At 68.0% G+C, this 12,386-nt stretch carries 11 protein-coding genes; 8 read left to right on the forward strand and 3 right to left on the reverse strand.

Annotation, left to right across the window (positions count from 1 at the left end):
• Positions 1–223: 223 nt before the first annotated feature.
• Together leuD and leuC are read right to left on the reverse strand one after the other, a co-directional pair.
• Positions 224–868 (reverse strand): 3-isopropylmalate dehydratase small subunit, encoded by a 645-nt coding sequence (leuD, locus tag FHR96_RS04410; protein ID WP_183386459.1) that lies wholly within the window; start codon positions 866–868, stop codon positions 224–226.
• A 3-nt stretch (positions 869–871) separates the two neighbouring features.
• Positions 872–2,335: a 3-isopropylmalate dehydratase large subunit gene (gene leuC, locus FHR96_RS04415; protein ID WP_183386460.1), complete on the reverse strand. Its 1,464-nt coding sequence runs from the start codon at positions 2,333–2,335 to the stop codon at positions 872–874.
• Positions 2,336–2,591: 256 nt separating this feature from the next.
• On the opposite strand from leuC, the gene FHR96_RS04420 reads away from it, so the two are divergent.
• Together FHR96_RS04420 and FHR96_RS04425 are read left to right on the forward strand one after the other, a co-directional pair.
• The gene (locus tag FHR96_RS04420) at positions 2,592–3,488 is read left to right on the forward strand and encodes a LysR family transcriptional regulator (RefSeq protein WP_183386461.1); all 897 of its coding nucleotides are present in this window, start codon (positions 2,592–2,594) and stop codon (positions 3,486–3,488) included.
• A 303-nt stretch (positions 3,489–3,791) separates the two neighbouring features.
• On the forward strand, positions 3,792–5,126 hold the full coding sequence (locus tag FHR96_RS04425) for a hypothetical protein (protein ID WP_183386462.1): 1,335 nt from the start codon (positions 3,792–3,794) through the stop codon (positions 5,124–5,126).
• A gap of 231 nt (positions 5,127–5,357) precedes the next feature.
• Here FHR96_RS04425 and FHR96_RS04430 read toward each other — a convergent pair whose 3' ends face one another.
• Entirely contained in the window at positions 5,358–5,879 is a 522-nt protein-coding gene (locus tag FHR96_RS04430) for a zinc ribbon-containing protein (protein ID WP_183386463.1), read from the reverse strand.
• Positions 5,880–6,117: 238 nt separating this feature from the next.
• Here FHR96_RS04430 and leuS point away from each other — a divergent pair, with 238 nt between their 5' ends.
• From leuS to FHR96_RS04460, 6 genes are all read left to right on the forward strand, one after another.
• Entirely contained in the window at positions 6,118–8,712 is a 2,595-nt protein-coding gene (gene leuS / locus FHR96_RS04435) for a leucine--tRNA ligase (RefSeq protein ID WP_183386464.1), read from the forward strand.
• Between the two features lie 29 nt (positions 8,713–8,741).
• Positions 8,742–9,233, forward strand: a complete 492-nt coding sequence (locus FHR96_RS04440; protein WP_183386465.1) for an LPS-assembly lipoprotein LptE — start codon at positions 8,742–8,744, stop codon at positions 9,231–9,233.
• A 7-nt stretch (positions 9,234–9,240) separates the two neighbouring features.
• Complete coding sequence (gene holA, locus FHR96_RS04445; protein ID WP_183386466.1) at positions 9,241–10,299, forward strand: DNA polymerase III subunit delta; 1,059 nt, start codon at positions 9,241–9,243, stop codon at positions 10,297–10,299.
• Between the two features lie 221 nt (positions 10,300–10,520).
• Positions 10,521–10,916, forward strand: coding sequence for a PA2779 family protein (locus FHR96_RS04450; protein WP_183386468.1), 396 nt, complete (start codon positions 10,521–10,523; stop codon positions 10,914–10,916).
• Positions 10,917–10,931: 15 nt separating this feature from the next.
• Positions 10,932–11,903 (forward strand): PA2778 family cysteine peptidase, encoded by a 972-nt coding sequence (locus FHR96_RS04455; RefSeq protein ID WP_183386469.1) that lies wholly within the window; start codon positions 10,932–10,934, stop codon positions 11,901–11,903.
• On the forward strand, positions 11,900–12,331 hold the full coding sequence (locus FHR96_RS04460) for a DUF488 domain-containing protein (protein ID WP_183386470.1): 432 nt from the start codon (positions 11,900–11,902) through the stop codon (positions 12,329–12,331). Before FHR96_RS04455 ends, FHR96_RS04460 begins: the two co-directional genes overlap by 4 nt.
• Positions 12,332–12,386 lie beyond the last annotated feature (55 nt).

Here is a 12,386-nt window from a genome sequence, read left to right on the forward strand (position 1 = left end):
GAAGCTGGAAGCTGGAAGCTGGAAGCTGGAAGCTGGAAGCTGGAAGCTGGAAGCTGGAAGCTGGAAGCTGGAAGCTGGAAGCTGGAAGCTGGAAAGCAGCATATTGCCACCAGAAATAGCGTCAAAGGTTTTTCTTCAAGCTTCCAGGCGCGAAGCGCCGCTCTTCAAGCTTCCAGCTCAAGCCCGCGAAGCGGGCGCTCTTCCGGCTCCCGGCGAAGCCGGGTCAGGCTTCCCGAAACAGCCAGGGCCGCGCGGCACGATGCTTTTCTTCGAAGGCGCGGATGGCGTCCTCGTTCTGCAGCGTGATGCCGATATCGTCGAGGCCTTCGAGCAGGCAGTGCTTGCGGAACGCATCCACCTCGAAGTCGAGGATCTCTCCGGACGGCGTGGTGACGCGCTGGGCCTCGAGATCCACGTCGAGGCGGTAGCCCTCGGCGGCCTCGACCTCGGCGAACAGCCGGTCGACGACACGCTCGGGGAGCGTGATCAGCAGGATGCCGTTCTTGAAGGCGTTGTTGTAGAAGATGTCGGCGAAGCTCGGCGCGATCACCACCCGGAAGCCGAAGTCGGCCAGCGCCCAGGGCGCATGCTCGCGGGAGCTGCCGCAGCCGAAGTTCTGACGCGCCAGCAGCACGCTGGCGCCCTGATAGCGCGGCTGGTTGAGCACGAAGTCGTGATTGAGCGGACGCTGCGAGCAGTCCTGGCCCGGCTGCCCCTCGTCGAGGTAACGCAGCTCGTCGAACAGGTTGACGCCGAAGCCGGTACGCTTGATCGACTTCAGAAACTGCTTGGGAATGATCAGATCGGTATCGACGTTGGCACGGTCCAGCGGCGCGACCAGGCCGTCGAGGCGTTCGAATTTCTGCATGGCTCAGGCCTCCTGCTGCTGGGTGTCGTCGTTGGCGGCGCCGTCGCCACCGACGGCGCGCACGTCGACGAAGTGGCCGGCGATGGCGGCGGCGGCGGCCATGGCCGGGCTGACCAGGTGGGTGCGCCCGCCGTAGCCCTGGCGACCCTCGAAATTGCGATTGGAGGTCGAGGCGCAGTGCTCGCCGGCACCGAGCTTGTCGGCGTTCATCGCCAGACACATGGAGCAGCCCGGCTCGCGCCATTCGAAGCCCGCCTCGCGGAAGATCGCGTCGAGCCCTTCCGCCTCGGCCTGCTGCTTCACCAGGCCCGAGCCCGGCACCACCATGGCCAGCTTGATGGAATCGGCGACCTTCTTGCCGCGCGCCACCCTGGCGGCCTCGCGCAGGTCCTCGATGCGCGAGTTGGTGCAGGAGCCGATGAACACCTTGTCGAGGCGGATATCGGTAATCTTCTGCTTGGGCGAGAGCCCCATGTACTCGAGCGCGCGGCTGATGCCGGTCCGCGCGGTATCGTCTGCGGCCTCGGCCGGATCCGGCACTTCGCCACCAATCCCGGTGACCATCTCGGGGCTGGTGCCCCAGCTGACCTGCGGCTCGATGTCCGCGGCGTTCAGGGTCACCACCTTGTCGAAGGCGGCGCCTTCGTCGGACACCAGGCCACGCCAGTCGGCCACCGCGGCCTCCCACTGCTCGGCGCTGGGCGCGTAGTGGCGCCCCTTCAAGTAGTCGATGGTGGTGTCATCCACGGCGATCAGGCCAACCCGGGCGCCCGCCTCGATGGCCATGTTGCAGACCGTCATGCGGCCTTCCATGGACAGCTCGCGGATGGCGCTGCCGGCGAACTCGATGGCATAGCCGGTGCCACCGGCGGTGCCGATCTCACCGATGATGGCCAGCACGACGTCCTTGGCGGTGACGCCGACGCCGAGCTCGCCTTCCACGCGCACCTGCATGTTCTTCATCTTCTGGGCCAGCAGGCATTGGGTGGCCAGCACGTGCTCGACCTCGGAGGTGCCGATGCCGTGGGCCAGCGCGGCGAAGGCGCCGTGGGTGGCGGTGTGGGAGTCGCCACAGACCACGGTCATGCCGGGCAGGGTCGCGCCCTGCTCCGGGCCGACCACGTGCACGATGCCCTGACGCGGGTCGTTGATGCGGAACTCCTCGATACCGAACTCGTTGCAGTTGTCATCGAGGGTCTGGACCTGGATCCGCGACACCGGGTCCTCGATGCCGGCGTTGCCCGCGGCACGCTCCTTGAGGGTGGTCGGCACGTTATGGTCCGGCGTCGCCAGGTTGGCGTCGATCCGCCACGGACGACGGTGCGCCAGGCGCAGGCCCTCGAAGGCCTGGGGCGAGGTCACTTCGTGAAGCAGTTGGCGATCGATGTAGATCAGCGCGGTGCCGTCATCGCGCTCCTTCACCAGGTGCTGCGACCACAGCTTGTCGTAGAGGGTCTGGCCTGCCATCTCGTTCTCCCGGGCGCTGGGGCCCTGTGCGTGTCCGGTCGGTCTGTTCGTCTTTTGGCGCTTGGCGCTTGGCGCTTGGCGCTTGGCGCTTGGCGCTTGGCGCTTGGCGCTTGGCGCTTGGCGCTTGGCGCTTGGCGCTTGGCGCTTTTGCAGGAGTGTCCCGCGGCGCGCACATAAAAGCAATTCATGTTATTTATTCAAAGGATTCCATAAAGGAATATAGAGTCTCTCCTACGCCCACAACGCTGGAGCCCGAATGGATACCCAGAGCCTGCAGGCCTTCCTCGCCGTGGCCGACGGCGGCAGCTTCTCTCGCGCCGGCGAGCAGCTGCATCTCACCCAGCCGGCGGTGAGCAAGCGCATCGCGGTGCTGGAGGATCAGGTCGGCGCGCGGCTTTTCGACCGCATCGGCCGCCGAGTGACGCTGACCGAGGCCGGCCGCCTGCTGCTGCCACGCGCCCGGCAGATCCTGGTGATGGTGGACGACAGCCGCCGCGCGCTGGGCAACCTGAGCGGCGAGGTAGGCGGTAGCCTGACGCTGTCCACCAGCCATCATATCGGCCTGCACCGGCTGCCGCCGCTGCTCAAGGACTATACCCGCCAGCATCCTGAGGTGCGGCTCGACCTGCGCTTCGAGGACTCGGAACAGGCCTACCAGGGCGTGCTCGACGGCACGCTGGAAATCGCCGTGGCCACCCTGGCCCCGCATCCCGATGCCCAGCTCCAGGTAGTGCCGGTATGGATTGACCGGCTGTGCTTCGTCTGTGCCCCCGATCACCCCCTGGCCTCACGCGGCCCGCTGGCCCTGTACGAGCTGTGCGACTTCGACGCCGTGCTGCCGGGGCCGCTGACCTTCACTCGCGGTCTGATAGAAGCGCGATTCGCCGCCGCCGGCCTGCGCCTGCCGGTCACGCTTTCTACCAACTACCTCGAGACGCTGAAGATGATGACCGCCATCGGCCTGGGCTGGAGCCTGCTGCCGGAAGGCCTCGCGGCCGGCGAACTACACGTGCTCGAGGTGGATCATCCGCCGATCCAGCGCCCGTTGGGTTACCTGGTGCACCGCAACCGAACGCGCTCCAATGCCGCCCGAGCCATGCTCGAGCTGCTCGAGGAGGCCCGGGATGACGCCGCCAGCCAATGGACGGCCTAGGCCCGAACCCAAGGTGGCGAGCGAAGCTGGCGGCCAGCCCCATTCCCGACGGACCAGTGCAGGCCTCACCCCCGTCTGGATGGCTCACGCGGGAGTTGACGCGGTGCCCATGTGTCTCTTGGGCCGATGCCGAACGCCTGCTCGAGCGCAGGGAGTGCTGGCACAGGGCCCCGCCACGCCCCGCGAGCCTCCTGGGACCATCACGCCTGCGCGCTGGCCACCGACTTGAGGCCGACCGGCAATCTGCTTAGGATGCTATGTTTTCGTCGCATATCCATCCGCCGCTTGCCAGGGGTCCACGCCATGCCCTCCCAGTCTGCCGATGCGGCCTCCCCCGTGGTCGCGCCTCGCCACGCCCTCGCCGGCCTGGCGATCTTCGTCGGCCTGCTGTCACGGATCGCGAGCCTGGCCTGGCTGCCCGAGGCCGGGGCGCTGACCGGACCAGCCCTGTGGCTGGGCACCGCCCTGCTGTGGCCCGACCTGCCGAGGCGCAACCGCCGCCAGGCGGGACTGCTGGCGGGCATCGGCATCGGCCTGCTGCTGTTCGCGGCCTTCTTCTATGATGCCCGAGTGGACTGGGCAGACATGCTGGACGCCAACACCCAGGTAGTCGCCATGCTGGTAGGCGTCAGCTTCATCGGTCTGATCGGCAATCGGCGCGGCCCATCACGCCCGACCGGTCCGCCGGTCACCGGACGGCGCGGCCTCGCTGGCACCTGGCTCGGCGTGCACCTGCTCGGCACCATCCTCAACCTGTCGACGGTATTCATGGTCGGCGACCGCCTGGCACGCCGAGCGCCGCTGACCACGCCCCAGTTGCTGGCGCTCAACCGTGGACTGTCCAGCGCCGCGCTGTGGTCGCCCTTCTTCGCCTCCATGGGCATCGTGATCACCCTGGCGCCGGGCATGGACTACGCCACCGTGCTGGCCCACGGCCTGCCGCTGGCATTGTGTGCGGGGCTGATGACGCTGATCGAGCTGCCGCGGCGCTTCGATCTGACCGACACCGCCGGCTTCTCGATGGCGCCGAGGAGCCTGCTGCTGCCGGTGATCATGGCCATGCTGGTGATGGGCTTTCACTTCGGCCTGACGCCGGGGCTGTCGATCGTCGCCATCATCACCTTCCTGATGCCAGGCGCAGCATTGGCAACCAACCTGCCCCGCGGCCTGCACTGGACCGCCGGCCGCCTGCGCCAGCACACCTTGATCCGGCTACCCGCGATGCGCGGCGAAATCTCGCTGTTCCTGTGCGCGGGGCTGCTGACCCAGGGCCTCTCGACGCTCGCCGACGCCGCAACCGAAGGCGGCTGGACACTGTTCGAGCAGTTCGCCACGGGCGAGGCCATCATGAGCTTCCTGGCGATCGTGGTCAGCGCGGTGGCCGGGCTGCACCCGATCATCGGCGTCTCGGTGCTGGCCTCGGTGCTCGACCTTGCCCCCTCGGAGCAGACGCTGTTCGCCTTCGTCGCCCTGGCGGCCTGGGCGGTGGGCACCAGCGTGGGACCGCTGTCGGGGATCAACCTGTCGCTGCAGGGGCGCTATGGCGTCAGCGGCGGCCTGATGATGCGCGAGAATCTGCGCTACGCGCTGGTGATGGCAGCGCTGGTGGTGGGAATGATCGCCTGGCTGGCCGGCTGAGCCGGCTCGATCATGCTCTACAGGACACTCTCCGGTGGTTCGGGGGCCACCGAGCAGGGGTTCGTGGGAGCGCAGACCTTCTGCCGGTCCAGTGCCACCGAACTGGTTTTCGTGGGAGCACACGGTCCGCCGAACCAGCTGGCTGCGCGAGGGGGTGATACCTTGGGGCACCGCCCGCGCGCTCTGAAGAGCGCCCCCACCAGGAGCGCCCTCTCAAGATCGTGACGGGCATCAGTCCAGCGGCGCGCGCACGAAGTAGCGGTGGCCGCACTTGTGGCAAGGTTCGAGGCGGGCCACCTCGCCGAGCTCGACCACCGCATCGCAGTGGGTGCAGGCCATGCGACCCGGGGCGGCGATCTCGCCGGCGGTATAGTCCGCTCGCGAGGCCTCGAGGTCGTCCTCGAGCCGCTCCCGCTCGATCAGGCCTCGATCGGCGATCGACAGCAGCGACTCCACCACTCGCCGCGACAGCACCGACAGATCGACGCCGAGCCAGTGGGCCACGCTGTGTCCGCCGGCATTCAGGTAGCGACGCATCTCCTTGAGATCGCGATCGACCCAGGCGCGCAGCAGCGAGAGTTCGTCGCGGGTGAAATTCTCGACGTCCGACTCGAACTCGATCGCCTCGTCGAGCTCCTTCTGCAGCGACTCCCGGTTCAGCTCGCCGGCGCCCTCCTTGAGGCGCTCGAGCACGCGTTCGTAGGCATCCTTGAGGCGATGGTCCTCATGGGGCTTGTGCGGTTGGTCGCTCATCGCTGTTCTCCTGTCCGTGTCCTGTCCGCGTCGGGGTCACGACGCCGCCACCATAGCCGGCGCCGGCCGTGCTGGGGTATCCTTGCGCCCCAGAGGTTCTCCCATTTAGACGATATGCCGTCGGCGAATCAATGGCTTCCCCCAGCTAACGGGGCTGACCCTGACGCCGGACAAGGCCCGCTGACATGCGCCGCGCCACGCGCGCCGCGCTCGACTAGCAAGGTACCCGAAGACAGCGATGGACGCACAATACCAGCCCCAAGAGATCGAACGCGACGCCCAGCAATACTGGGAGAAGAACGCCTGCTTCAAGGCAGTGGAAGACGCCAGCCGCGAGAAATACTACTGCCTGTCGATGTTCCCCTACCCCAGCGGCAAGCTGCACATGGGGCATGTGCGCAACTACACCATCGGCGACGTGGTCTCTCGCTTCCAGCGCATGCAGGGCAAGAACGTGCTGCAGCCGATGGGCTGGGACGCCTTCGGCATGCCGGCCGAGAACGCGGCCATCAAGAACCAGGTGCCGCCGGGCGAGTGGACCTATCAGAACATCGACTACATGCGCCGCCAGCTCAAGGCGCTCGGCTTCGCCTACGACTGGGACCGCGAATTCGCCACCTGCGACGTCGACTACTACCGCTGGGAGCAGTGGTTCTTCACCAAGCTCGTCGAAAAGGGCCTGGTCTACAAGAAGATGTCCACGGTCAACTGGGATCCGGTCGACCAGACCGTGCTGGCCAACGAGCAGGTGATCGACGGCTGCGGCTGGCGCTCCGGCGCCCCGGTCGAGCGCAAGGAAATCCCGTTGTGGTTCCTCAAGATCACCGACTACGCCGATGAGCTGCTGGCGGATCTGGACAAGGTCGACTGGCCCGAGCAGGTCAAGACCATGCAGCGCAACTGGATCGGCAAGTCCCGGGGCGTCGAGCTGGCCTTCGACGTCGCCGACCATGAGGACAACGCGCTCGAGCCGCTGCGCGTCTATACCACCCGCCCCGATACCCTGATGGGCGTGACCTACGTCGCCGTGGCCGCCGGCCATCCGCTGGCCCAGGCCGCCGCCGAGGGCAATCCCGAACTGGCTGCTTTCCTCGAGGAGTGCGCCCACGGCGGCACCTCCGAGGCCGAGCTCGCCACCAGGGAAAAGAAGGGCATGGCCACCGGCTACCAGGCCGTTCACCCGCTCACCGGGCGTCGCGTGCCGGTCTACGTGGCCAACTTCGTGCTCATGGAGTTCGGTACCGGCGCGGTGATGGCGGTGCCCGCCCACGACCAGCGCGACTGGGAGTTCGCGACCAAGTACGAGCTGCCCATCGAGCCGGTGATCGCCGGCGAGAACGGCCAGGCGCCGGACGTGAGCCAGGGCGCCCATGACGAGCACGGCACGCTGATCAACTCCGGCGAGTTCAACGGCCTCGACTTCCAGGCGGCCTTCGATGCCATCGCCGCTCGCCTGGCCGAGCAGGGCCACGGCGAGGTCAAGACCAACTTCCGCCTGCGCGACTGGGGCGTGGCCCGCCAGCGCTACTGGGGCGCGCCGATCCCGGTCAAGTACGGCCCCGAAGGCCAGACCGTGCCGCTCACCGACGACGAGCTGCCGGTGGCCCTGCCGCTGGAGGTCACCGTCGACGCCTCCGGCTCACCGCTCAAGAAGATGCCCGAGTTCTCCGACCTCGGCGACGGCTGGGTGCGCGAGACCGACACCTTCGACACCTTCATGGAGTCCTCCTGGTACTACGCGCGCTTCGCCTGCGCCGACAACCCGGAGGCCATGCTCGACGAGCGCGCCAACTACTGGCTGCCGGTCGACCTCTACATCGGCGGCATCGAGCACGCCATCCTGCACCTGCTCTACGCGCGCTTCTTCCACAAGCTGATGCGCGACTTCGGCCTGGTCGAGTCCGACGAGCCGTTCCAGCGCCTGCTGACCCAGGGCATGGTGATCGCCGAGACCTTCTACCGCCCTGAGGAAAACGGCGGCAAGGAGTGGTTCAACCCGGCCGACGTCACCGTCAAGCGCGACGACAAGGGCCGGCCGCTGAGCGCCGTGCTCGAGGAGGACGGAGCGCCGGTGGAAATGGGCGGCATCGAGAAGATGTCCAAGTCCAAGAACAACGGCGTCGATCCCCAGGCAATGATCGACCGCTTCGGTGCCGACACCGTGCGGCTGTTCATGATGTTTGCCGCGCCGCCCGAGCAGTCCCTCGAGTGGTCCGACGCCGGCGTCGAGGGCGCCCACCGCTTCCTCAAGCGCCTGTGGCGGATGGTCGCCGAGCATGTCGAGGCCGGCACGCCGGGCGAGCTCGACGTCGCCCTCCTCAACGACGATCAGCGCGAACTTCGTCGCAAGACCCACGAAACCATCAAGAAGGCCAGCGACGACATCGGCCGGCGCACCACCTTCAACACCGCCATTGCCGCGGTGATGGAGCTGACCAACGCGCTCGGCCGCTTCCAGAACGACAGCGACGATACCAGCCCGCTCGGCCTGGCCGTGGCCCGCGAGGCCGTCGAGGCCTGCGTGCTGCTGCTGGCCCCGATCACTCCGCACGCCAGCCACGCCCTGTGGGCCGAGCTCGGCCACGACGGGCCGGCCATCGACGCCGCCTGGCCGGCGCTCGACGAGTCCGCGCTGGCCCGTGACACCATCGAACTGGTGGTGCAGGTCAACGGCAAGCTGCGTGCCCGCCTCGACGTCCCGGCCGATGCCGACAAGGCCGCCATCGAGGCCCAGGCCATGGCCGCCGAGAACGTCCAGCGCCACGTCGAGGGCAAGACGGTACGCAAGGTGATCGTGGTCCCGGGCAAGCTGGTCAACATCGTGGTCGGCTGAGCCGGCCGCCGGCCAAGGAGAGAGCCAAGATGCAACGGCGTGACTTTGTGCGCTTCACCCTGGCCGGCGCCGCCGGCCTCATGCTGAGCGGCTGCGGCTTCCGGCTGCGCGGCCTCGACCAACCCGCCATGGGCCTGAAGGCGCTGGCCATCGCCGGCACCGACGATGCCTTCGCGCGACTCGCCGCCGAGCGCCTCGCCTCCGCCGGAGTGGCCGTCCGTGACGACGCACCGCTGGTGCTCAACCTCGGTGCCGAGCGCATCGATGAGCGTCGCCTCGGCGTGCTCGATTCGGGCAGCCAGGAGCGCGAGTTGACCCTGCGCGTGCCCTTCTCGGTGCAGCGCCGAGCCGATGGCGCCTACCGCCTGGATCAGCAGGTCGTCGAGGTCAGCGAACGCTTCACGGTCAGCGACGACAACCTGCTGGCCAGCGACGACCTGCGTGAAGCGGCGTCCGAACGCCTGCGTCGCGACGCCGTGCGCCGGCTGATGGATCGCCTGCGCGCCCTGCCTCCGGCCTGAGGTCGACGTGAAGATCTTTCCCGACAAGCTCGAACCGGCACTGGCCAAGGCCCTGCCGTCGGTGGTGATCGTCGCCGGCGACGAGCCGCTGCAGCACATGGAAGCCTGCGACGCCGTGCGCACCGCGGCACGTACGGCGGGCATCGAAGAGCGCGAAGTGCTCCACGTCGAGGCCAACTTCGCCTGGGGACGACTGACCGAGGCCGCCGCCAGCCTGTCGCTGTTCGCCTCGCGCAAGCTGATCGAGCTGCGCCTGGGCAACGGCAAGCCCGGCCAGGAGGGCGCCAAGGCGCTGCGCGAGTATGCCGAAGGCATGGCGGGCAGCGACAATGTGCTGCTGGTCGCCGCGGGCAAGCTCGACTACCGCGAGCAGAAGAGCGCCTGGTTCAAGGCCCTCGACAAGGCCGGGCTGTTCGTGCCGGTGTGGCCGGTGGATGCATCGCGGCTGCACTTCTGGCTGCGCGACTGCGCCGGACGCCATGGCCTCTCCATGGACCTGGACGCCGCCCGGCTGCTCGGCGAGCGCACCGAGGGCAACCTGCTGGCCGCCGACCAGGAGTTGCAGAAGCTGGCGCTGATGTCACCGCCCGGGGCGCGCATCTCGCCCCAGCAGATCGCCGGCGGGGTGGAGGACAGCGCCCGCTACGACGTCTTCACGCTGACGGACGCCTGCCTGAAGGGCGAGCGAGCTCGGGTCTCGCGGATCCTCGCCGGGCTGCGCGGCGAAGGCGTGGAGGCCCCTATCGTGCTGTGGGCGCTGACCCGCGAACTGCGCCTGCTGCTATCACTGCACCAGCATCTCGACCAGGGACAGAGCCTCGAGCACGCCTGCAAGGCACAGAAGCCGCCCATTTTCGACAAGCGCCGTCCAGCCTACCAGCAGGCTCTCGGCCGCCTGCCCATGAAACGCCTGCACAAGCTGTTGCTGTTCGCCCAGCGGCTGGACCTGGCAATCAAGGGAGCAAGCGCGATCCCGCTTTGGGAAGGCCTCCACGATCTGGCCTTGACCCTGGCCGGCGGCCGCGGCCTGCTCGCCGAGTCAGCGCACTCCTACAAGGTCGGCTGAGGCCGGCGTCGGCACCGTCGCCGCCCAGTCGGCAAGCCGCGCTCGAATGCCCGCGCTTCAGCGGCGCCCCATTTTCACAAGCGTTTGGAAATCAACGCACAATCGTGAAATGACGGGCACTTATCCCCTATACTGTCGGAGCATCGCCGCCGGCATGACGCAAGGAAGTGCATGCGGAGCGGACTCGAGCCGGACCATCCCGATACACAAGGAAATCCATCATGAAGCGACTCACCCGACTCCTCAGCCCGCTCTTGATCCTGGCCCTGATTCTCGGCAGCCTGCCAGTGGTCGCTGCGACACCCAGCGCCGACCAGGGGCTGATCGGCACCGCCACGGTGCTGGATGCCCAGGCCAGCCAGCAGGATCGTGACAAGATTCGTCGCGTCCTGGCCCGCGAGGATGTCCAGCAACAGCTGCTCCTCCAAGGGGTCTCTCCTGCCCAGGTCGAAGAACGCGTGGCCGCCCTGTCCGACGCCGAGGCCCGCCAGATGGCCGACCGCCTCGACCAGATGCCCGCTGGCGCTGGCGTGGTCGGCGCCCTGTTCGCGGTCTTCATCATCCTGCTGGTGACCGATATCCTCGGCCTCACCGACGTCTATCCCTTCACCCGCTGAGCCGGGAGGTCACGCATGACCGACCTGTTCCGGCCGACCGGACGCAAGAACGCCCGCACTGCGGGCGTTCTTGCGCTGGTGATGAGCCTACTGCTGCTGGCAGGCTGCGCCACGACGCCGCAGCTGTCACCTGCCACCCGCCAGGCGTTGCCTACTCGGGCCACCGTCGGCGACGTGCCCTTCCATGGCCAGCGCGACTACCAGTGCGGGCCCGCAGCGCTCGCCATGGTGCTCGAGGCTGCCGGCCGTGACACCGCAGTGGATGCACTGATTCCCCAGGTCTTCCTGCCCGGACGCGATGGCAGCGTACAGCCCGAGATGCTGGCCACGGTGCGCCGCCATGGCCTGATTCCCTTCCGGCTGGAGACCGGCTTCCCGGGCCTGCTCGACGAACTCGCCGCCGGGCGGCCTGTGGTGGTGATGCAGAATCTCTCGCTGCCGATCTGGCCGCAGTGGCACTATGCCGTCGCCATCGGCTATGACCTGCCGGCCGATGACATCGTGCTGCATACCGGAATGACCCCCGAACGGTCCGTCGACTTCGGCCGCTTCGACGCCACCTGGGCACGCAGCGGCCGCTGGGCCTTCGTCGCCTTGCCACCCGGCCAGTTACCGGTCGACGAGGATGTCGATGCCAACCTGCGGGCCATTACCGACTTCGAGTCGGTGCAGGGCAGCGCGGCGGCTCTTCCCGCCTGGCGAGCCCTGGCCCAGCGCCATCCCGACGCTGCCATGGTGCAGTTTGCGTTGGGCAATGCGCGCTACGCCAACGGCGACGCCCAGGGTGCCAAGCAGGCGTTCCGAGCCGCCGTGACGGCAGCGCCCACGCTCGCCCCGGCGTGGCTCAACCTGGGCATCGTCGCCGGTCGAACCGGCGATAGCGACACCGCCCGTCGCGCCCTGGAACGTGCCGCCGCCCTCCCAGGCCCCTGGCAGCCTCGGGCTCGCGAGGAGCGCAAGGCCCTGGCCGAGGAGACCGACGCATGAGCTACGACATCGTCCTCAAACGAATCTATCAGGCCCCTGAGCCCGAGGATGGTGCCCGCGTGCTGGTCGATCGCCTGTGGCCACGGGGCAAGCGTCGCGAGTCGCTGCAACTGGCGGACTGGTATCGCGACGCCTCTCCCTCGCCGGCCCTGCGCCGTCAGTATCATCTAGGGGAGATCAGCGCCGCGGTCTTCGCGGTGCGCTACCGCGGTGAGCTGCGCGACCAGCCCGACTGCCTGCTGCCGCTGATGCGCCGGGCGCGCGAAGGCCGACTGACCCTGCTCTCGGCCGTTCGAGACCTTGAGTCATCCCATTTGCCCATCCTGCAAGAGGCGCTGCTCAAGGCGCTGGAAGCAGAGGATGCCAGCGACCGGGAACCGGCCTCCTCGCCGTGTCTTCGCGATGCGTTTCCGGATCCACCGCACTAGCCCCGAATCACGCTCATCCGACAGGTGCCAAGGTGGGCCATCGGTCTTGCAACGT

The organism is Halomonas organivorans (assembly GCF_014192055.1).
Lineage (GTDB): Bacteria > Pseudomonadota > Gammaproteobacteria > Pseudomonadales > Halomonadaceae > Halomonas > Halomonas organivorans.